General features: G+C 41.9%; 20 protein-coding genes. 13 read left to right on the forward strand and 7 right to left on the reverse strand.

What is annotated here, in order from left to right; genetic code table 11:
- Positions 1–81: 81 nt before the first annotated feature.
- From miaA to tsaE, 3 genes are read right to left on the reverse strand one after another with little or no spacing between them, the layout of a single operon-like run.
- On the reverse strand, positions 82–1,026 hold the full coding sequence (gene miaA / locus B4H32_RS05795; protein WP_286800870.1) for a tRNA (adenosine(37)-N6)-dimethylallyltransferase MiaA: 945 nt from the start codon (positions 1,024–1,026) through the stop codon (positions 82–84).
- A 6-nt stretch (positions 1,027–1,032) separates the two neighbouring features.
- Positions 1,033–2,976 carry a DNA mismatch repair endonuclease MutL gene (mutL, locus tag B4H32_RS05800; protein ID WP_004682461.1) on the reverse strand — a complete coding sequence of 648 codons (1,944 nt, stop codon included), beginning with the start codon at positions 2,974–2,976 and terminating at the stop codon, positions 1,033–1,035.
- Positions 2,966–3,442, reverse strand: coding sequence for a tRNA (adenosine(37)-N6)-threonylcarbamoyltransferase complex ATPase subunit type 1 TsaE (tsaE, locus tag B4H32_RS05805; RefSeq protein WP_004682463.1), 477 nt, complete (start codon positions 3,440–3,442; stop codon positions 2,966–2,968). The genes mutL and tsaE overlap by 11 nt, the downstream gene beginning before the upstream one ends.
- 106 nt (positions 3,443–3,548) lie before the next feature.
- Between tsaE and B4H32_RS05810 the strand changes: the two genes are divergently transcribed.
- The 4 genes from B4H32_RS05810 to B4H32_RS05825 all read left to right on the forward strand — a co-directional run bounded on the left by B4H32_RS05810 (position 3,549) and on the right by B4H32_RS05825 (position 6,045).
- Positions 3,549–4,175 carry a hypothetical protein gene (locus B4H32_RS05810; RefSeq protein ID WP_004682464.1) on the forward strand — a complete coding sequence of 209 codons (627 nt, stop codon included), beginning with the start codon at positions 3,549–3,551 and terminating at the stop codon, positions 4,173–4,175.
- Position 4,176: 1 nt separating this feature from the next.
- Positions 4,177–5,085: a pseudouridine synthase gene (locus B4H32_RS05815; RefSeq protein WP_004682466.1), complete on the forward strand. Its 909-nt coding sequence runs from the start codon at positions 4,177–4,179 to the stop codon at positions 5,083–5,085.
- Between the two features lie 109 nt (positions 5,086–5,194).
- Entirely contained in the window at positions 5,195–5,503 is a 309-nt protein-coding gene (locus B4H32_RS05820; RefSeq protein WP_004682467.1) for a type II toxin-antitoxin system RelB/DinJ family antitoxin, read from the forward strand.
- 98 nt (positions 5,504–5,601) lie between these two features.
- A complete protein-coding gene (locus tag B4H32_RS05825) occupies positions 5,602–6,045 on the forward strand; it encodes a GNAT family N-acetyltransferase (RefSeq protein WP_004682468.1) in 444 nt (147 codons plus the stop codon).
- A 74-nt stretch (positions 6,046–6,119) separates the two neighbouring features.
- Here the strand turns inward: B4H32_RS05825 and B4H32_RS05830 are convergent, their stop codons facing one another.
- Positions 6,120–6,833: a pseudouridine synthase gene (locus B4H32_RS05830; RefSeq protein WP_004682469.1), complete on the reverse strand. Its 714-nt coding sequence runs from the start codon at positions 6,831–6,833 to the stop codon at positions 6,120–6,122.
- Between the two features lie 245 nt (positions 6,834–7,078).
- Between B4H32_RS05830 and B4H32_RS05835 the strand changes: the two genes are divergently transcribed.
- Complete coding sequence (locus B4H32_RS05835; protein ID WP_004682471.1) at positions 7,079–7,576, forward strand: hypothetical protein; 498 nt, start codon at positions 7,079–7,081, stop codon at positions 7,574–7,576.
- Positions 7,577–7,729: 153 nt separating this feature from the next.
- A complete protein-coding gene (locus B4H32_RS05840; RefSeq protein ID WP_004682473.1) occupies positions 7,730–8,731 on the forward strand; it encodes an LLM class flavin-dependent oxidoreductase in 1,002 nt (333 codons plus the stop codon).
- A gap of 88 nt (positions 8,732–8,819) precedes the next feature.
- Here the strand turns inward: B4H32_RS05840 and ppsR are convergent, their stop codons facing one another.
- Positions 8,820–9,656 carry a posphoenolpyruvate synthetase regulatory kinase/phosphorylase PpsR gene (ppsR, locus tag B4H32_RS05845; protein ID WP_004676999.1) on the reverse strand — a complete coding sequence of 279 codons (837 nt, stop codon included), beginning with the start codon at positions 9,654–9,656 and terminating at the stop codon, positions 8,820–8,822.
- A 157-nt stretch (positions 9,657–9,813) separates the two neighbouring features.
- On the opposite strand from ppsR, the gene ppsA reads away from it, so the two are divergent.
- The 7 genes from ppsA to cyoE all read left to right on the forward strand — a co-directional run bounded on the left by ppsA (position 9,814) and on the right by cyoE (position 18,254).
- Positions 9,814–12,192, forward strand: a complete 2,379-nt coding sequence (gene ppsA, locus B4H32_RS05850; RefSeq protein WP_286800873.1) for a phosphoenolpyruvate synthase — start codon at positions 9,814–9,816, stop codon at positions 12,190–12,192.
- A 68-nt stretch (positions 12,193–12,260) separates the two neighbouring features.
- Positions 12,261–13,034, forward strand: coding sequence for an RDD family protein (locus B4H32_RS05855; RefSeq protein WP_286800874.1), 774 nt, complete (start codon positions 12,261–12,263; stop codon positions 13,032–13,034).
- Between the two features lie 311 nt (positions 13,035–13,345).
- Positions 13,346–14,419, forward strand: coding sequence for a ubiquinol oxidase subunit II (gene cyoA, locus B4H32_RS05860; RefSeq protein ID WP_286800875.1), 1,074 nt, complete (start codon positions 13,346–13,348; stop codon positions 14,417–14,419).
- Between the two features lie 3 nt (positions 14,420–14,422).
- Positions 14,423–16,411: a cytochrome o ubiquinol oxidase subunit I gene (gene cyoB, locus B4H32_RS05865; protein WP_286800876.1), complete on the forward strand. Its 1,989-nt coding sequence runs from the start codon at positions 14,423–14,425 to the stop codon at positions 16,409–16,411.
- 4 nt (positions 16,412–16,415) lie between these two features.
- Entirely contained in the window at positions 16,416–17,036 is a 621-nt protein-coding gene (cyoC, locus tag B4H32_RS05870; RefSeq protein WP_262450256.1) for a cytochrome o ubiquinol oxidase subunit III, read from the forward strand.
- Complete coding sequence (locus B4H32_RS05875; RefSeq protein WP_286800877.1) at positions 17,036–17,365, forward strand: cytochrome o ubiquinol oxidase subunit IV; 330 nt, start codon at positions 17,036–17,038, stop codon at positions 17,363–17,365. The genes cyoC and B4H32_RS05875 overlap by 1 nt, the downstream gene beginning before the upstream one ends.
- 10 nt (positions 17,366–17,375) lie before the next feature.
- On the forward strand, positions 17,376–18,254 hold the full coding sequence (gene cyoE / locus B4H32_RS05880) for a heme o synthase (RefSeq protein WP_286800878.1): 879 nt from the start codon (positions 17,376–17,378) through the stop codon (positions 18,252–18,254).
- 126 nt (positions 18,255–18,380) lie between these two features.
- On the opposite strand, the gene B4H32_RS05885 is transcribed toward cyoE, so the two are convergent.
- Together B4H32_RS05885 and B4H32_RS05890 are read right to left on the reverse strand one after the other, a co-directional pair.
- Entirely contained in the window at positions 18,381–19,499 is a 1,119-nt protein-coding gene (locus B4H32_RS05885; RefSeq protein WP_136700301.1) for an ABC transporter permease, read from the reverse strand.
- A gap of 18 nt (positions 19,500–19,517) precedes the next feature.
- Entirely contained in the window at positions 19,518–20,645 is a 1,128-nt protein-coding gene (locus B4H32_RS05890) for an ABC transporter permease (RefSeq protein ID WP_004757755.1), read from the reverse strand.
- Positions 20,646–20,670 lie beyond the last annotated feature (25 nt).

Below are 20,670 nucleotides of genomic sequence, written 5' to 3' on the forward strand. Positions count from 1 at the left end.
CCAAAAAATTTTAAATCAGCGCAAAAAACTATCTTTATTTTTTAACTAAAAATTATAAAAAGACAGCCTGCGAATTTTGCGTTATCCAAAGAAGTTTCGCAAGTCTTCTTTCGCCTGCTTTATCGTCACATAAGTTTTAAAATCGTGTAATTCTTGCAAAGAACGTAACCAAGTGTATTGACGTTTGGCAAGTTGTCGTGTCGCAAATAGCGCTCTAGTCTCCATTTCAACCCTATTTTTGAGACTTGAGTCACTTTTCAATAAAAAATCTAAAGCTTGACGATAACCTACGGACCGCATAGCGGGTAAATTATCATTTAAATCGTATTTTTTAATTAATTCCTCTACTTCATTTAAAAAACCAATATTCCACATCTTGCTCAATCTTTGCTCAATGCGTTGATGTAATTCTAACCGATCTGGCATCAATGCGTAATTATAAAAATTGTAACGATATGGTTGATTTTTAGGTTGTTCTGCCTGTAGTTTTGTTATTGGTTCACCCGTAATTCGGTACACTTCCAATGCCCGAATAATACGTTGCCGATCTGAAACCTTAAACTTTTGACCTGCGATGGGATCAACAGCAACCAGTTCATCATAAACCGCCTGCCAGCTTTCCTGTTCAGCCTTGGCAATAATGGTATCACGAATCGCCTGATCCGCATTGGGCAGGTTATCGGCAAGTCCCTCAAGCAGCGACTTGAAATACAGCATGGTTCCGCCGACCAGAATTGGTGTCTTGCCCCGTGCGTGCATATCGTCAATCAAGGGGCAAACATCTTCAACAAACTGGGCCGCCGAGTACACTTCCAATGGTGTAATAATATCAATCAAATGATGTGGATATTGTTGCTGCTCTTCTTTAGTCGGTTTCGCCGTTCCAATGTCCATGTCTTTATAAACTAAAGCTGAATCCACAGAAATCAGTTCAAAATTTCCACGCTCATACAGTTCACATGCCAAAGCGGTTTTACCACTTGCGGTAGGCCCCATTAAATTAATCACGGGCAATTGATTTGACATGAAACCCTACTCTCCTCGAGCAAATAATTTATCTAGTTGATGTAGTGGAAATGCCCGCCAGGTGGGGCGACCGTGGTTACACTGGCTGGCAAACTCGGTTTGCTCCATTTGGCGCAACAATGCATTCATTTCAGACAGACTGAGTTGTCGGTGTGCTCTTACAGCCCCATGACAGGCCATTCCAGCCAACAGTTCATCACGTTTTTGTAATAAACCTCTCACTTCATCATTCGGGTCAAGATCATTTAACAATTCAGGAATTAAATGACCAAAATCTGCTTTGTGCAAAATCGCAGGCACGCCACGAACAATCACCTGCTCATCACCATACTGATCAATTTCCAATCCTAAACGTTGCAATTGTGACTGCAACTCCTCAACACGGGTGGCTTGCATTCGTGTGATCGACACTATTTTTGGAATCAGTAACTGTTGTGAAGTCCAGAATTCTGGTTTATCCCATGCGGCTTTCATTTGTTGTAGCAGAATACGCTCATGCGCTGCATGCATATCGACAATAATCAAACCTTCAGTATTTTGCGCCAAAATATAAATGCCATGAAGTTGTGCAATCGCAATACCTAGTGGAAATTCATCTACCTTTGCTACTGTCTGGTCCTGCTCAGAATCAACCTCTTCACGCAAGGGAGCCAGATAACTTTTTAAGGCATTGTTGAGTTGTACGGAACCACTGTAACGCGGCTGTTGTGGTTGCGATGCATTATATTGAACTGCTTGCGGACGGCTTTGATTAAACTCAGTCAGCAAATCTGTTGATATTTCTACTTGCTGATTGAGCTGTGGTTCAGGTTCAACTTCAGCACGATGTAAATTAAATTGTTCCTGATATTTTGGTTGTGGCTGATAATTAAAATTCTCTGTCGCGGCATCATCCATTTTCATCGCTTGTGCTAAATCAGCAGTTGCGGTTTGAAATTGAGACAAGGTTGCTTTGGCATAATGCCGTACAAATTCATGTACTTCACGCTGGTTCAGAAAACGAATTTCATGCTTGGTCGGATGTACATTGACATCAATATTTTCAGGATCAACCTCTAAAAACAGCAAATAAGAGGAATATTGGTGTCCATGCAAAATCCCCTCATAGGCCATACGCAAAGCATGCGAAATGGTTTTATCTTTCACAATACGACCATTCACATAGACATACTGCAAATCAGCCTGTGCCCGTGCATCAGACGGATGCCCCAACCAGCCTGATAACCGCATATTGATACTTTCAGCATCCATCCAATATGCATTTTGGATAAATGCTTGACCCAATAATTGTTGCACTCGTTGATAACGTAATTCACCACTATCTGCGATGGGTAAATTCAAACGAATATTATCATTATGTTCGAGTACAAAACGAATTTCAAAATGAGTCAAAGCCAAACGGCGAACTATTTCTTCAATATGACCAAATTCTGTGCTTGGTTTTTTTAAAAATTTACGGCGAGCAGGCACATTAAAAAATAAGTCCTGCACACGGATATGTGTACCTTTTTGTGCTGCAACGGCCTGTATTTGCTGATGATCAAAAGCCGTTCCATTGACTTCAACTTGATAGCCGATACCCTGCTCATCTTGACTACTGGTTAAAGTTAAACGAGACACTGCTGCAATCGAAGCCAACGCTTCCCCACGAAATCCTAAACTGACAATCGCATGTAGATCTTCAGCAGTTTGAATTTTACTCGTCGCATGACGCATCACGGCTAATGGTAAGTCTTCAGCATGAATACCATGACCATTATCAATGATTTCAATCAGTGTTGAACCACCTTGTGCCACCCGAATAATCAGTTCGGTTGCTCCAGCATCAATCGCGTTTTCCAATAACTCTTTAACCACTGAAGACGGACGTTCAATGACCTCGCCCGCTGCAATCTGATTGGCTAAGGCTGCATCAAGTGTATGAATACGACGAGTTGAATCATGCACCATTCAATTGTTCCTGCAAAATTTGAGCTAAAGGCTCAGATGTTGTGGTCAATGTCACAAATCGAGTTAACTCATCATCTGATTTTTGAATATCAATGATTACATCGGCTTGAGGAATTTCATTTCCACCTTTCGATGGCCATTCAAATAGGAATAAAGCATCAGGTGTTTCTAAATAGTCACGGATTCCCATCAACTCTAATTCATAGGGATCATCTAAACGATATAAATCGAAATGGAAAATTTCTTTGCCTTGAATGGTATAGGGTTCAACCAAGGTATAAGTTGGACTTTTTACTGAACCTTGATGCCCAAGATTCTGGATAAAGTAACGCGTAAATGTCGTTTTTCCAGCCCCTAAATCACCAATCAAATATATAACGCCTGAATGCACTTGTTGTGAGAGCACTTGCGCAAATTTTTGAGTGTCTTGTTCATGATTTAAAGTAAATTTCACTGAATATGACATGGCAAATAGAATAAAATTGGGATAACCGCTATGATAACATTGCCCTGAGGTAAAGCCTAATCCATAGCAATACGTTGGTTCTTTTTTACAACATTGAAGAGAAGACATGACTCTACAAAATCGGGTTGATCCTTGGGGGAAATTGAATACGCATCCCTCAAAAAGTGCGACTTTAATGGGGAATCGTGGTGGTAAGCTGCATAATGCAGACAAGCAAATCATTAAGCAATTTTCCACTCAATCCTGGATCAACTGCTTAACCACATTCGGTAATGTCAAAAGAGAGGTTTTTGGACAGTCTTATTCTGAACTGTTCTTTCTAGATGAAGCAACTGCCTTGGCGGCAGGTCACCGTCCTTGTGGAGAATGTCAGAACCAACGCTATAAACAGTTTAAAAATGCATGGATTTATGCAAACAACATTGGTATTTCACTACCTGTAAAAGAGATGGATAAAAAAATTCATCAAGACCGCCTAACAGCGGATAAAGACAAGAAAACATTTCAAGCTAAAATTTCTGATTTACCAATTGGCACTTTCTTTGAGCATGACTCAAAAGCAATCGTGGTTTTTACAGACAATCATTATTTGGTTTGGTCTTTTGATGGCTATCAACAGGAAGTTGAATTACCAAATGACCTGATTGTGAACGTACTCACGCCAGAATCTTTTGTCAAAGCATTTGATGAGGGATTTATACCTCGTTTTCACCATTCAGCCTCATTCAAATAATATGAATATCATTGAAAATTTTACTCCACCACTGATCAACGGTGTCAGTGCCAGTAAAGTCTTTTTACCCGATGACATTTCTGCACCTACCATTTTTGCTTATCTTTGCCAACACTTTCCACATATTCAATCAAGCGAATGGCAACAACGTTTTAGCGATGAATTAATCTATGCTGCGAACGGTGAAAAATTAAAAATAGACAGTATCTATACGCCCAATAGCCATATTTTTTATTATCGTTTTCTGGCCCATGAAATTCATGTGCCTTTTCAACATGAAATTTTATTTGAAAATGAAAATTTACTGGTGGTGGATAAACCTCACTTCCTGAGCATGACACCAACTGGACAATACGTTCAGGAAACCTTACTGGTTCGCCTGAAAAGACAAACAACTAATCAAGACCTAACCCCGATTCATCGACTGGATCGGGAAACGGCAGGCGTGGTTTTATTCAGCAAAAAAACTGAATCGCGGGGAATCTACCAACAACTTTTTGCCGAACGCAAAGTTCAGAAAGTCTATCATGCGATTGCTGCCTATCATCCCAAACTCAAATTTCCACAGACTGTTCAACTGCATCTAGAAAAGGGTAATCCTTTTTACACCATGCAAATTAATCCAGAAAAACCAAGCAATACAGAAACACACATAGAACTGTTGGAACATACACAGCACAAAGCCAAATATCTGCTTAAACCCAAAACGGGCAAACAACACCAACTCCGTGTACACCTCAATTACCTGGGTATCCCAATCCTCCACGACCCTTTTTACCCAACTGTCCAGCATAAGGCAGATGATGACTTTAGCTGCCCATTGCAATTACTGGCCAAGCAGATTCAGTTTGTTGATCCCATTTCCCAACAGAAAATGCATTTTATTTCCAATTTTGAACTCACACTGTAAACACAACGTAATGACAAAAAATTACTATTTTCACTTCAAAAATATTGAAATTAGCCTGTGATCGTTTAAAATACATGGCGATAACTAAAAATATTTGGTCATATCTTTCATGCGAAAAACAGAAGTTTATCAGGTTCGTCTTGATTCTCAGGAAAAGAAACAGGCATTTGCCGTTTTTAAGCAGCTCGGTATCTCCCCTGCTCAGGCTGTGCGACTTTTCTTTAAACAGGTGGTACTGACCAAATCCATTCCCTTTGCGATTGAAAACCAGAATATCAATATGGAACAGTTGCTTAAACTGCGTAAATCCAAAGCAAACCAAACAACCGAAGATTCAGCTTCCAATCACCTTGAAGATGACCACGAAGACCTGTTTAAAGAACTCAACGCACTTTTAGGTGAAAGTGACAAAACTTAACAATGTTGCATTTATACACAAGTTTTTATTTTTTAAGCTGATTTTTTTTCGCTATCCTGTAATTCCAACTAAAACAATAAGGTTAAGGGTAGGTCAGGATGATTGTTAAGCGAGCCAACAAAGAAGATCTTCATCAACTTGCTGTCTTGTTTGACGAATACCGTCAGTTCTATGGCGCATCATCAAATATTGAACAATCCTATCAATTTCTCAAACATCGTTTCGACAATAAAGACAGTGTCATTTTTATCCATGTTAAGGATGATGTGTTTACAGGCTTTGTTATGCTTTATCTCGCTTTTTCCTCTGTGGCCTGTGAAACCTACTATATTCTGGATGATGTTTATGTGACTCCCACTTATCGCAAACAAGGTTCAGCGAAACAATTGATTGATACAGCCATTCTCTTCGCACGCCATGAAAATGCCCAGCGTATCAGCCTCGAGACACAAAAGAACAATTACCAGTCCCACCGTCTTTATGAACAGATGGGCTTTATTCGGGACGATGAGTTCAAGATTTTCCACTGTTTTTTAAAATAATCAGTAGACTGCTTGCGAAACCCCTTTGTTTTCCCCCTTGCCAAGGGGGAATTATAGGGGGTTTTGCAAGCAGTCTAGTAATCCAGCACAATATTTTGACTTAACTGTTTTTGCCAAGCCGTTAAATATATCCATTCACCCTCCGCTAAATCAGGTAGTTCAAGCTGCCCAATTTGATGGCGATGCAACGCGTCAACCTTGTTGCCTACAGCTGCAAGCATACGCTTAACTTGATGATATACCCCCTGATGAACGGTCATGCAAAGCTGGTTCGCAGAAATCAACTGTACATCTGTTGCAGCGAAAATCCCTTTTTCATTACGAAGTTCGACACCCTGCTCCAGAGCCTGAATTTGTTTAGGAGTCACTGGATCGGCTGTGGTGACATGATAAATCTTGGGTACATGCTTTCTGGGATGCGTCAGTGACTGTAGATACTGACCATCATCCGTTAATAATAATAATCCTGTCGTATCCTGATCTAAGCGCCCCACACATTGCACGCCGCGATGAATCAGGATTTCAGGTAGTAAACTAAATACGCTTTGGTGATGTGTCGCCTGATGCGAACATTCATAATCCTGTGGCTTATTCAAGGCAATATAGACATTTTCCCTATATTGGTATGGTTCACCAAAAACAGTGAAATTAAGATCATCCGTATTCAAGTTTTGTTTGGGATTGTCATAAACCTGATTTTCAATAAGGACAGAGCCATTCTTAATCAACTGCTGGCAATATTTACGTGAACCAAAGCCTTGAGATTGCAAAATTTTTTCCAGCAGCATAAAAGCACCCTAAGCGAAATCACTTTATTGTACTCGATTAAACTGTTCGCCGCTGTTCGCTGGACATTCATTCTTTATTTTTATAATTTGTTCATATTTCCTCCATCTGCAATATAACAGATACAAAACCCTCATTAAAACATCGTACACAGGACGAGCTGCTCCACATTTTCACTCAAATGTCCTGCTAAATTGGTCTCAAGTAAAAAAATGCTGTCCCAAAACAAAGGACAAGGAGTTTCCCCATGAAATCGAATATCTGGTTATGTAGCGTTATCCTGGCAACCACGTCAATAGTGTCTGTTGCACATGCAGACAACGCAACACGTGCTGCAGCAACCTCTGCCCTTGGTAGTGTGGTCGGTACCGCGATTGGTCAACAGCTTGGCGGACAAACAGGTGCCATGATTGGTTCTGCGCTTGGTGGCGCAGGTGGGGCCGCAGCATCCAGCAATAAGCGTGGCCGTACTGAAGCCGCAATTGGTGGTGGTCTAGGTGGTGCTGGTGGTTATACCGTAGGCCGTAACATGGGTGGAACCAATGGGGGTTACATCGGTGCGGCACTGGGTGCGGCTGGTGGTGCCGCATTGGGTCAAAAAGTGGGTCAGGATCGTGCCGAAGAGGAACGCTATGACCGTCGTTATGACAACCGCCGTTCGTACAATGACCGCCGCTACTACAACTCACGCTATAACTATCGTCATGACAATGGCAAGCACCATGGCTGGTACAAACATCGTTAATAGATTTTATCCTTACCCCTTTGGCACTTTCGAGTGCCTTTTTTTATTTATACATTTTCATGTACAAATATAGAAACATTAAATCGAATAAAAACGATATACAAAACCAAACTTATATCGTATTATTTCGATATATAGTTCCGAGAATCAGCGATGAAAATATTAAAAGATATAAAGTTCTCCATTCTAGAGTTGGCACCTGTTAGAGAGGATAAAAATATTGAGTTTTCTCTACGCCACGCACTTGAATTGGCTCAACATGCTGAAAAGCTGGGATATGAACGTTTTTGGTTAGCTGAGCATCACAACATGGATGGCATCGCCAGTTCGGCAACTGCCGTTCTATTAGGATTTATTGCCGCCCACACCCAAAAGATTCGCCTAGGTTCAGGTGGTGTCATGCTTCCAAACCATGCACCTTTGGTAGTGGCTGAGCAATTTGGTACACTGGCGACACTTTACCCAAACCGTTTTGAGCTTGGCTTAGGCCGTGCCCCTGGAACTGATCCACTGACCATGCGGGCCTTACGCCGTGGCCGTCAGGAAACTGAAGATCAGTTCCCGCAGGATGTACTGGAAATTCTGCAATATTTTAAAGACCCGCAACCCAACCAAAAAATCATTGCCACCCCAGGCCAGGGCACCCATGTACCCATCTGGTTGTTAGGTTCAAGCCTGTTTAGTGCGCAGCTTGCCGCAAAGTTGGGACTTCCCTACTCCTTTGCCTCACATTTTGCGCCAAGAATGTTGGGACAGGCCATCCAGATTTATCGGGATAATTTCCAGCCATCTGAATATTTGGATCAACCTTATGTTTCAATGGGCATACCCACCGTTGTTGCTGCTACAGATGAAGATGCACAATATTTAGCCACCAGTTCTTATCAGCGGATTTTAAACCTGATTCGGGGACATAGCCTAAAACTCAAACCGCCAATTGAATCAACACAAGGTCTGGCAAGCAGCGCCGAGCAACTCGCTATTCAGAATTTCCATGCAATGGCTCAAATTGGCTCGCAGGAAACTGTCAAAGCGGGGTTGGAAAAAATTGCCGCACAATATGATGTGGATGAGTTTATCTTCACCTGTGATATTTACGACACACATAAACGTCTGGAAAACTTTAGCTTACTCATGGAGCTGAAAAACCAGTAGACAATCCTATTTTCAAATAAGCATTGCCCTGTTCCGCAATGCTTATTTCACCACCCCCATCCCCACGCTTCTCATTTGAATATCATATTTAGCCAATACGGCGTTTTAAACCTGTCATTTGTAAAATACGGGTTGAGATTTCCTCAATCGACATTTCAGTGACATTTAAATACTTAATGCCTTCTGAAATATAAATCCCCTCAATGGCGCGCAGTTCCATCTGACACTGGCTAAAACTTGCATAGCGACTATTGGCCTTACGTTCATTACGAATCGCAACCAGACGCTCCGCATCAATCATCAGACCAAACAGCTTGTTTTTATGCTCTTTTAGAACTTTTGGTAAACGGTTGTCGTCTAAGTCTTCTTCAGTAAGTGGATAGTTTGCTACGCGGATACCAAACTGTAATGACAGATAGATCGAGGTTGGCGTTTTACCCGAACGTGACACACCAATCAGGATAATATCGGCTTTATCGTAGTGACGTGTTCGGGCACCATCGTCATTGTCCAGCGCGAAATGAACCGCATCAATACGTGCCTTATAATATTCAGAGTCAGTCACCGCATGGGTCTGCCCAACCAATGTGGTTGGCAACGTTCCCAACTCTTCTGAAAGTTTACTGATCAAACCCTCAAACACATCCAGATTAACGGCTTTGGCAGTATTGATAATATCGCGTACCAATGGATCAACTAAAGTGTCAAAAACCAGTGGTAGGGAACCATCACGGGACTGGCATGCATTGATCTCTGCAACCGCGACCATAGCAGCCTCTTCAGTGGCAATATAAGGCATGATATGAATGTCAAAATCCACGTTTGGAAATTGCGCAAGTAGTGAATGTCCAAGGGTTTCCGCGGTGATTGCCGTACCATCTGATATAAAAAATACGCTCCGTTTAATTTGTTTACTTTCGGGCATCAAAATTCTCCTTAAACATTTGTCTTAGTGCACTATAATCTTTATAGTAAACTCATCTAACATGACTGTCGCTTAGTAAACACTATATCTAGGCACTTTCGTATAATTTCATACCAATGATGGTCATTCATACTGCAAAAAAAGTGGAGTAAATACTTTGGAAGCGCGCGTAATCGGTCTGGAAAAATTAGGGAAACACGATGTCGAACTCGTAGGTGGGAAAAACTCATCTCTGGGTGAAATGATCAGTCATTTATCCAATGCTGGTGTATCGGTACCAGGGGGGTTTGCAACAACTGCGGCCGCCTATCGTGAATTCCTGGATCAAAGCGGCTTAAATGCTCGAATTCAGGCTGAACTAACTCAACTGAATGTTGATGATGTGCTTGCACTTGCTGAAACAGGTGCAAAAATCCGTAAATGGATTGTTGATACTCCACTGACTGCCGCATTAGAACAAGAAATTCGTGAAGCATTTGCAGCACTTTCAAACGGTAATCCAGACATTGCCGTGGCGGTACGCTCTTCTGCCACCGCTGAAGATTTACCAGATGCCTCATTTGCGGGCCAACAGGAAACATTCCTCAATATTCGTGGTATCGATAATATCCTGATCGCGATTAAAGAAGTTTTTGCATCATTATATAACGATCGTGCGATTGCATATCGTGTACACCAAGGTTTTGAACACAGTGTGGTTGCTCTTTCCGCGGGCGTGCAACGCATGGTTCGCTCTGAAACGGGTGCTGCAGGTGTAATGTTTACACTAGACACAGAATCAGGTTTCCGTGATGTGGTGTTTATTACCGCATCCTATGGCTTGGGTGAAATGGTGGTGCAAGGTGCCGTCAACCCTGACGAATTCTATCTGTCAAAACCACTTTTAAAGGGTGGTAAACACGCTGTCCTACGCCGCAACCTGGGTTCCAAGCACCAGAAAATGATTTATGGTGAAGAAGGTGCTGCGGGTAAATCTGTTGTTGTAGTTGATGTTGAAAAACCTGAGCGCCAACAATTCGCGCTAAACGACCATGAGCTTCATGAACTTGCAAAACAAGCATTAATCATTGAACAACACTACGGTTCACCGATGGATATCGAGTGGGCAAAAGATGGTGATGATGGTCAAATCTATATCGTTCAGGCACGCCCTGAAACTGTGAAAAGCCGTCAAAATGTCGGCACAATGGAACGTTACCTATTAAAACAACGTGGCACAGTCATCTGTGAAGGTCGTTCAATTGGTCAACGTATCGGTTCGGGCAAAGTTCGTGTCGTCACCTCAATTAAAGAAATGGATAAAGTACAAGACGGTGATGTTCTTGTATCCGACATGACTGACCCAGACTGGGAACCAGTAATGAAACGTGCCGCTGCGATTATCACCAATCGTGGTGGACGTACCTGTCACGCGGCAATCATTGCACGTGAACTGGGTGTTCCTGCAATTGTGGGCTGCGGCAATGCCACTGAACTGTTAACGGATGGTCAGGAAGTGACAGTTTCCTGTGCCGAAGGTGATACGGGCTTCATCTATGAGGGTGCACTGGACTTTGAGGTTCAACGTAACTCGATCAACTCGATGCCGAAGCTTCCGTTCAAGATCATGATGAACGTGGGTAACCCTGACCGTGCGTTTGACTTTGCCCAGATTCCAAATGAAGGGATTGGCCTTGCACGTCTTGAGTTCATCATCAACCGTATGATTGGTGTGCATCCAAAAGCATTGTTGAATATTGAGAGCCTGCCACGTGAAACGCGTGCCGCTGTAATGACACCTACTGCGGGTTATTCTTCCCCAATCGAATTCTATGTTGAAAAACTGGTGGAAGGCATTTCAACGCTGGCAGCCGCATTTGCTGAAAAACCAGTGATTGTGCGTATGTCTGACTTTAAGTCAAATGAATACGCAAACCTGATTGGTGGTAAGTTATACGAACCGGAAGAAGAAAACCCAATGTTGGGCTTCCGTGGTGCCAGCCGTTACGTTTCTGACAATTTCCGCGACTGTTTCGAGCTTGAATGCCGTGCCTTGAAAAAAGCACGTGATGAAATGGGTCTCACCAACATTCAAATCATGATCCCGTTCGTTCGGACTGTAAATGAAGCGAAACGTGTGATTGAGCTACTTGCTCAAAATGGCTTGAAACGTGGTGAGAACGGCTTGAAAATCATCATGATGTGTGAATTGCCAACCAATGCATTATTGGCTGAGCAATTCCTTGAGCACTTTGATGGCTTCTCTATCGGTTCAAATGACTTAACACAACTTACACTGGGTCTGGACCGTGACTCTGGTATCGTATCTCACTTGTTTGATGAGCGTGATCCAGCGGTTAAAGCCCTTCTTTCCATGGCAATTCATGCCTGCCGCAAAGCTGGCAAATATGTGGGTATTTGTGGTCAAGGCCCATCTGACCACCCTGACTTGGCGAAATGGCTCATGGAACAGGGTATTGAATCTGTGTCACTGAATCCTGATTCAGTGCTTGATACCTGGTTCTTCCTTGCTGAAGAACAAATCAAGAAAGCCTAGTCTTTTTTTAGAAAAAGACCCTCTTTCGCAGGGTCTTTTTTATCTTTAGTCATTGAGATTTTAAAATTATGCAAATTTACTTGGCTCGTAACAACCAACAAGCGGGACCTTATAGTTTAGAACAAGTGAACCAAATGCTTGCCAGTCAACAAGTTCTACTCACAGATTTGGCCTGGCATGAGGGTATGGCAGAATGGAAAACGCTTGGTGAACTTACACAAGGGAAACTGGTATACGAACCTGTCGGTTACGCTCCCTTTAGTGCCCAGATTAAAACTGAGACTCATCCCAACTCAGCATTTAATATCAAAGTCGAACAAAAGACATCTCAGTTAGCCTCCATCCATTCACGTTTTTTTGCAAAACTGATTGATGTATTTTTATGGTTTCCCGCAACATTCCTACTCACCGCTTTTTTTACACCCGAACAGGCACAAAAGTTTACCCAGTTGAATGAACAACTGTTTCGACTAATGGCAGACCGCTCATCAGACATTGCCCTAGCCCAGAAAGTCCAGACTGAAATTCTTGCGATTATCCCCCCCCAAGCCTGGATGGCCATGTGTGTCTATATCATTGCCATGCTTATGGTACAGGCTTTCCTGATTGGAAAATCAGGTCAAAGCATTGGCAAAAAATTGCTAAAAATCAAGATTGTGGATGCTGAAACCTCTGCTCCTGTCAGCTCAGTAAGGGGATTCTGGCTCAGAAGTATGGTTTTTGTTATTTTAAACATGATCATTTTGCCGTTGATTTCCGTGATTGAATCGCTGTTTGCATTAGGGAAAAATCGTCAGGCATTACATGACAAATTGGCAAAGACCAAAGTGGTTCAGAAATAAGCCTCATCAATTATTTGCATAAAGCTGTATATAAAATACATTTTATACAGCCTTTCAATATAGCGTGTTGATATATAAAAAAAAGATCAGGCTTTAATCCAATCCCTGCTAAATAAATCGGGTTTTAAAACAAGTATTTCAGACCACTTTATCAGTAGCTTAGTTTTTCAATATGAGGCATAATGCCCTACAACGTAGCGGTGTCGCATGATTACTAAGCAATTCACAATTATTTCTTATCAATCGTGCGACACTTTAATCGCTATCCCATAATTTAATTAGGGAATGGGACTCTTCACCGAGGTTGTAAAATGAGACAAACGATTTTAGCTGTATTGTCTTTATCAACGATGGCTGCACTCTTGACTGGGTGTGGCGGTGATCTAGTACTTCTGAACTCTAAAGGTCCAGTTGCTGAAGGCCAAAGTAGCCTGATGATGACTGCGATTTACTTAATGCTATTGGTGGTAATTCCATCAATTATCATGGCATTATGGTTCGGTTGGAAATATCGCGCATCGAATAAAGACGCAGACTATAAACCTACATGGGCACACTCTACTGCGATTGAAATTGTAGTTTGGGGTATCCCTGTCATTATTATTGGTATTTTAGCTTGGTTAACTTGGTGGGGTTCCCACAAGTATGACCCTTACCGTCCACTCGAGTCAGATAAAGCTCCTTTAACTGTTCAAGTTATTGCTGAACAATTCAAATGGATCTTCATCTACCCTGAACAAGGCATCGCGACTGTAAACGAAATCCGCTTCCCTGAGAAAACTCCTGTAAGCCTTCGTTTAACTTCTAACTTCACAATGAACTCATTCTTCATTCCGGCGTTAGGTGGTCAGATTTATGCAATGGCGGGTATGCAAACTCACTTGAACATTTTAGCAGACAACACGGGCGAATTCCGTGGTTTCTCATCTAACTACTCAGGTTATGGTTTCTCGCAAATGCGCTTTAAAGCTCACTCTGTAACTCAAGCTGATTTTGAGCAATGGGTATCAGCTGTTAAAGCAGGTCAAGGTACGACTATCAATCCTCAAGCTGTTCAAAAAACAGTTTTAGATCAAGCTGAATTTGCTTCTTTACGTGACGGTAACCGCTCACAGAAACAAATTGATGCAATGGTTCGTAACGCCAAAACTGAGTTAGAGAAAAAACTTGCTGCAACGGCTTTAAAAGAAGGTCCATATAAGACGCAGCCACATCCTGTGACTTATTACTCTTCTGTTGAGCAAGGCTTGTTTGAATCAGTGATCAATAACTATATGAGTAACTACCATGGTGCTGACCATTCAGCTCCTGTAGTGGCTGGTGAAGCGCCTGCTTCTGAAACTCATGTAGCAGTTGAACATACGACTGCTTCTCAAGGGGAATAAGACATGAGCTTTTTAGGTAAGTTAGGTCCAGATGCAATTCCTTACGATCCAATCGTATTGGTAACTGTTGCAGCGATGATCTTAGGTGGCCTTGCAGTTGTTGCTGGGATTACCTACTTCAAAAAATGGGGCTACTTGTGGAACGAATGGTTCACCACTGTAGACCATAAAAAAATCGGTATCATGTATATCTTTGTATCTGTAATCATGCTACTGCGTGGCTTTGCAGATGCGCTTATGATGCGTCTTCAACTGTTCCTTGCAAAAGGTGGTGGTGAAGGCTATTTACACCCAGAACACTATGACCAGATTTTCACCGCACACGGTGTAATCATGATCTTCTTCGTGGCAATGGGTCTTGTTGTTGGCTTAATGAACATCTCTGTACCATTACAGATTGGTGCTCGTGACGTAGCATTCCCATTATTAAACTCTTTAAGTTTCTGGTTATTCGCAGGCGCTGCTGCTTTGATGATGGTTTCACTTGTATTGGGTGAATTTGCTGCGACTGGCTGGATGGCTTACCCTCCTCTATCTGGCATTCAATATTCTCCTGGTGTAGGTGTTGACTACTACATTTGGGCACTGCAAGTTTCAGGTTTAGGTACGCTATTAACAGGTGTTAACTTCTTCGTTACCATTATTAAAATGCGTGCACCTGGCATGAAATTAATGGACATGCCAATCTTTACCTGGACTTCACTTTGTACGGCAGTACTGATCATTGCATCATTCCCTGTATTAACAGGTACAATTGCAATGTTGACGCTAGACCGTTACTTTGGCTTCCATTTCTTCACCAATGAGCTTGGCGGTAGCCCAATGCTTTACGTGAACCTGATCTGGACATGGGGTCACCCTGAAGTATACATCCTGGTATTACCAGCATTTGGTCTATACTCTGAAATCGTGGCGACGTTCTCTCGTAAAGCGTTGTTCGGTTACAAGTCTATGGTGTATGCAACTATTGCGATTACTGTACTTGCATTTGTTGTATGGCTTCACCACTTCTTCACCATGGGTGCTGGCGCGAACGTGAATGCGTTCTTCGGTATCATGACCATGATTATTGCGATTCCTACAGGTGTGAAAATCTTCTCTTGGTTATTCACCATGTATAAAGGTCGCATCACCTTTACTACTCCAATGTTATGGACGCTTGGCTTCCTAGTAACATTCGGTATTGGTGGTTTAACTGGTGTACTTATGGCTGTTCCACCTGCAGACTTCCTTGTACACAACTCACTGTTCCTGATTGCTCACTTCCATAACGTGATTATCGGTGGTGTGGTGTTCGGTATGTTTGCTGGCATCATCTTCTACTGGCCGAAGATGTTTGGCTGGAAGCTCAATGAAGCTTGGGGTAAAGCTGCGTTCTGGTTCTGGTTTATTGGTTTCTACTTTGCATTCATGCCACTTTATATCCTTGGCTTCATGGGTATGACACGTCGTTTGAATACATATGACAACCCTGAATGGGACCCATATTTGGCAATTGCATTGTTCGGTGCAGTATTGATTGCTATCGGTATTGCATGTTTCCTTATGCAAATCATCGTTGGCTTCCTACAACGCAAAGACAACATGGACTATACAGGTGATCCTTGGGATAGCCGTACATTTGAATGGGCAACGTCTTCCCCTGCTCCATTCTATAACTTTGCGCATCTTCCAGCAGCTGACGGTGTTGACCGTTTCTGGACTGACAAAGAAAATGGTGTAGCATACGCACGCGATACTAAATATGAAGATATCCATATGCCGACTAATCGTGCAGCTGGTTTCATCATTGCAATGTTCATTACTGTTCTTGGTTTTGCATTGATCTGGCATATTTGGTGGCTAGTCGTTGTTTCATTCGTTGCTGCAGTTGTTAGCTTGATCGTAAGCTCATTCACCAAGAATGTTGATTATTATGTTCCTGCTGCTGAAGTAGAGCGTATTGAAAACGAACGCTATGCGTTACTTGAAAAACACTTGAAGAAGGACTAAGGAAATGGCTGAAGTACTTCATCACGACAACCACGGTCATGGCGGTCATCACGAACACGATGACACAGACTTAACGGTCTTTGGTTTCTGGACATATTTGATGAGTGACTTGATTCTTTTCGGATCACTCTTCATTGCGTTCGCTGTATTAAGCAGTCATATTCCGCCTGGTACTCCAAGTGCGAAAGATCTTTTTGGTGATTCTTTAGGTTTTGTTTTAACCGAAACTTTTGCCCTTTTGATCTCTTCGGTAACATTTGGATTCGCTGTTCTTGCATCTTATAAAAAGAACGTTAATCAAGTGATTGCTTGGTTGTTTGTTACTTTCTTATTTGGTGCAACGTTCATTGGGATGGAAATTTATGAATTCCAGCACCTGGTACATGCTGGCCATGGTCCAACTCATAGTGCGTTCTTATCAGCATTCTTTACTTTAGTTGGTACTCACGGTATCCACGTAACTTCTGGTTTAGTTTGGATGCTCGTGCTTATGTATCAAATCAAAAAGAATGGTTTGACACTACCGAATACACGTCGTCTTGCTTGCTTAAGCTTGTTCTGGCACTTCCTTGACATCGTTTGGATCTGTGTATTCAGCGTCGTTTACTTAATGGGAGTTCTCTAATGAGTGGTCATGACCATAATGCTGCAGGTGCATCACACGGTAACTTTAAGCAATACACGGTTGGTTTTATCCTATCTGTCATCCTTACCATCATCCCATTCGGGATGGTGATGGCAGGTGGTTTCGGTCGTGGCGTTTTAGTGACTGTGATTGCAATCACTGCTGTTGCTCAGGTTATTGTACAGCTTGTGTATTTCCTACACATGAATACCTCATCTGAACAACGCTGGAACCTGATTGCATTTATCTATACGATTCTTTGTATTGCGGTACTTTTAGTCGGTTCTGTGTGGGTAATGAACTACCTACACTACAACATGATGATCTAAACTGGTCGTCATGTTTAAAAAGTATTTATTCCTGACTAAGCCAGGAATTCTCTTCGGTAATTTTATTACCACCTTGGGCGGCTTCTTCTTAGCCGCCCAAGGCTCCATAGACTGCCTCTTATTATTACTTACGCTGATTGGAACAACTTTTGTGGTTGCGTCTGGTTGTGTCGTAAATAATGTGATTGATCAAGACATCGATCAAAAAATGCAACGCACCATGAACCGTGCACTTGTTAAAAAGACCATCTCCCCCACCATTGCACTGCTTTATGCATTTGTGTTGGGTATGATTGGCTTTGGCATGCTTTGGTTTTATGTGAATGCGTATGCGTTTTTATTCGCAGTCATTGGTTTTGTCGTCTATGTCGGTTTTTATAGTTTGTGGACCAAACGTACCACGATCCATCAAACCGTCATTGGTAGTATTTCTGGAGCGAGTCCCCCTGTCATTGGTTATACGGCTGTAAGTCATCATTTTGATATCGCTGCCCTCTTACTATTTGTTGCATACGCCTTATGGCAGATGCCACATTCATGGGGAATTGCGATCTATCGCTTTGATGATTACAAGAATGCAGGTATTCCGATTTTACCTATCGCTCGTTCTGTTCACAGAACCAAAATTGAATCACTGATTTATGTGGTTTTATTTACACTGGCGATGAATGCGCTCTATGTTTATGGATATACCAACATTATATTTTTGGTCATCTGTAATCTACTGTGTGCATATTGGTTCTATATCGGTATTTTAGGATTTAAAGCTGAAGATGACCAACTCTGGGCAAAACGTTTTTTCCTATTTTCAGTCATCCTCATTACTGTTATCAGTTTATGCTTTAGCTTTACCTTTAAAAGCCCTGCACCTTTTCTCCCAATCTTTTAAAAAGATAGAGGCATTTCTCTATCTTTTTATCCCCTATTATTCACTTGTTCAAAATACAGTTTAGTGAGTATGTAAAATGAGTTTCATGTTTATTCTGCTTCTCTTATGGACAAAAATTTAGCCAATCTAAGACAAACGATTTCTAAACAACCATGCCGCTAAGGGTAATGTGACCACTGCCAAAACCAGCATAGGTATAAAATCCCCTTTGATCTGCTGAAAAGTTGCCCCTTCCAGATAGACCCGTTGTACCAAATCAATCCCGAAACGTAATGGATTGGCATAAGTACCCATTTCCAATAGATACGGCATATTTTGTACAGGGGTTAAAAGTCCAGATAACAACATCAATGGCATAATGAGGAAGAAAGTAAATAGCATTGCCTGCTGCATATTCAGGGAAATTGCCGAAATAGAGAGTCCTACGCCTACTGTTGCAATATTAAAACCCAATAAACCAAAATAGAGTAAACCCAGCGAACCATTCATGGGAATTTTAAACCAGAACATAATAATCAGCAGGATAATGGTCGATTGCATCAATCCCACAAAAATCGGCGGTAGGGCTTTACCAATCATAATATGAATCGGGGTATAAGGCGTGACCAATAACTGGTCAAATGTGCCCTGTTCCCGTTCTCTGGCGACAGAAAGCGAGGACAATAATAAAGTTTGTATCATACTTAGTGCAGCTATCAAAGATGGCATGATTCCCCATCGGGATTCCAGATTCGGGTTATACCAAGTGCGGGTTTCCACATTGAGGGCTGCACCAGTTCCCAGATGTTGCTGATTCACTTGTCCCACCACACTACTGATATATGTCCCAGCCATACCTGCAGTTGAAGAATTACGACCATCTAAAATCACCTGAATCGGAGAAGCCTGTCCCTGATTCAGTTTATCCTCAAAATCAGCAGGAATAGTGATGATGGCTAAAGCAGTACGTTCATCAATCACCTGTTGAATTTGGGTATTATTATCCAGTGTCGCTGTACGTTTAAAAATTCCTGAACCATCTAAATGTGCCAGTAATTGATGCGATACCTGCCCTTTACTCTGGTCTAATACCGCATAATCGACATGATTAACATTATAAGTGCCAGCATAGCCATATAATAAGGCTTGTAGTAATGCAGGTACAAATAATATGGCCCGATTGGCAGGGTCACTAAAAATAATCAAAAATTCTTTTTTAACCAAGACCAGAAGATAATTGAGCCAGTGAATCATTTTATTTATCATGGGCATATCTCTATAAAATCAGCTTAAGCGTTTTCTTAGCGACATACAGGACGCTACGGTAAAAATAACCACATACAGCATTAAAACACTACACTCCTTCAACCATAATGCCCAATTATCTCCGCCTAAAAACAGGGTTTTAATCAGTGACATAAAATGGGTTGCAGGTAAAATCTGACTAATGATTTGGACAACAAAGGGAATATTGCGGGTATCAAACACAAAACCTGACAGCATCAACGCAGGCATAAAACTTGCCAGTAATGCAATTTGACTGGCTTTAAACTGATTTTGGGCAAAACCTGAGATGGTTAATCCCATCAGCAGGGATACCAGTAAATAGAGGAATGAAGCACTGATAATGGATAATAATGAAGCCCTCATCGGTACTTCAAACAGGAAATGAGTCGCAATCAGACAGATGACAATATCAATCATACCAATCACGATATAGGGAATCAGTTTGGCAAGGACAATTTCTAATGGACGCACAGGGGTCACAAATAAGGCTTCCAGTGTGCCTCTTTCTCGTTCACGGGCAATCAACAGGGCAGTTAAAAATGCCCCGATTAAAGTCAGAATCAGTACAATCAATCCAGGCACAATAAACCATGTACTATTTGCTGATTCATTAAACCACATCCGCTGTTCAACCGTAATCACACCACTGGACGGTGCGATTTGCTGACGGTCTGCCTGAATGGCTTGTGTGGTTGCCAATGCGCCTGAAATATAGCCTTGCAGGGCTGATGCAATACTGATGGAACGACCATTGCTAATCACCTGTATCGTCGCTGTACCTTTAGCACTTTGTTCGGCAAAATCGGTAGGCAGATTAACAATCGCATCTATTTCTGCCTTGCCCATTGCCTGTTCAGCCTGAACAAAACTATGGTATTGCTGAATATCAAGATATGTTGTGCCATTTAAACCAGAAATCAGTTGCTGACTTTGTGGTGAACTATGTTGTACCACAACCCCTACTCGTCCATGACTTAAATCAAAAGACAGGCCATAACCAAACAGCAAAATCAGGATAATGGGTAAAATCAGCCCTATCGCCAGACTACTTTTATCTCGTAATAACTGATTGCTTTCTTTTATCGTAAGGGCGGATAGACGATTAAAAAATGCTCTAAGGTTCATAAAATTACCCCCCTAAATCCCCCCT

The sequence above is a fragment of the Acinetobacter sp. UBA2063 genome, assembly GCF_002333245.1.
Lineage (GTDB): Bacteria > Pseudomonadota > Gammaproteobacteria > Pseudomonadales > Moraxellaceae > Acinetobacter > Acinetobacter parvus.

Bases quoted from the DNA above. Each gene is read 5' to 3' on its own strand.
- miaA (WP_286800870.1), bottom strand. From the start codon at position 1,026: ATGTCAAATCAATTGCCCGTGATTAATTTAATGGGGCCTACCGCAAGT.
- mutL (WP_004682461.1), bottom strand. From the start codon at position 2,976: ATGGTGCATGATTCAACTCGTCGTATTCATACACTTGATGCAGCCTTA.
- tsaE (WP_004682463.1), bottom strand. From the start codon at position 3,442: ATGTCATATTCAGTGAAATTTACTTTAAATCATGAACAAGACACTCAA.
- B4H32_RS05810 (WP_004682464.1), top strand. From the start codon at position 3,549: ATGACTCTACAAAATCGGGTTGATCCTTGGGGGAAATTGAATACGCAT.
- B4H32_RS05815 (WP_004682466.1), top strand. From the start codon at position 4,177: ATGAATATCATTGAAAATTTTACTCCACCACTGATCAACGGTGTCAGT.
- B4H32_RS05820 (WP_004682467.1), top strand. From the start codon at position 5,195: ATGCGAAAAACAGAAGTTTATCAGGTTCGTCTTGATTCTCAGGAAAAG.
- B4H32_RS05825 (WP_004682468.1), top strand. From the start codon at position 5,602: ATGATTGTTAAGCGAGCCAACAAAGAAGATCTTCATCAACTTGCTGTC.
- B4H32_RS05830 (WP_004682469.1), bottom strand. From the start codon at position 6,833: ATGCTGCTGGAAAAAATTTTGCAATCTCAAGGCTTTGGTTCACGTAAA.
- B4H32_RS05835 (WP_004682471.1), top strand. From the start codon at position 7,079: ATGAAATCGAATATCTGGTTATGTAGCGTTATCCTGGCAACCACGTCA.
- B4H32_RS05840 (WP_004682473.1), top strand. From the start codon at position 7,730: ATGAAAATATTAAAAGATATAAAGTTCTCCATTCTAGAGTTGGCACCT.
- ppsR (WP_004676999.1), bottom strand. From the start codon at position 9,656: ATGCCCGAAAGTAAACAAATTAAACGGAGCGTATTTTTTATATCAGAT.
- B4H32_RS05855 (WP_286800874.1), top strand. From the start codon at position 12,261: ATGCAAATTTACTTGGCTCGTAACAACCAACAAGCGGGACCTTATAGT.
- cyoA (WP_286800875.1), top strand. From the start codon at position 13,346: ATGAGACAAACGATTTTAGCTGTATTGTCTTTATCAACGATGGCTGCA.
- cyoB (WP_286800876.1), top strand. From the start codon at position 14,423: ATGAGCTTTTTAGGTAAGTTAGGTCCAGATGCAATTCCTTACGATCCA.
- cyoC (WP_262450256.1), top strand. From the start codon at position 16,416: ATGGCTGAAGTACTTCATCACGACAACCACGGTCATGGCGGTCATCAC.
- B4H32_RS05875 (WP_286800877.1), top strand. From the start codon at position 17,036: ATGAGTGGTCATGACCATAATGCTGCAGGTGCATCACACGGTAACTTT.
- cyoE (WP_286800878.1), top strand. From the start codon at position 17,376: ATGTTTAAAAAGTATTTATTCCTGACTAAGCCAGGAATTCTCTTCGGT.
- B4H32_RS05885 (WP_136700301.1), bottom strand. From the start codon at position 19,499: ATGATAAATAAAATGATTCACTGGCTCAATTATCTTCTGGTCTTGGTT.
- B4H32_RS05890 (WP_004757755.1), bottom strand. From the start codon at position 20,645: ATGAACCTTAGAGCATTTTTTAATCGTCTATCCGCCCTTACGATAAAA.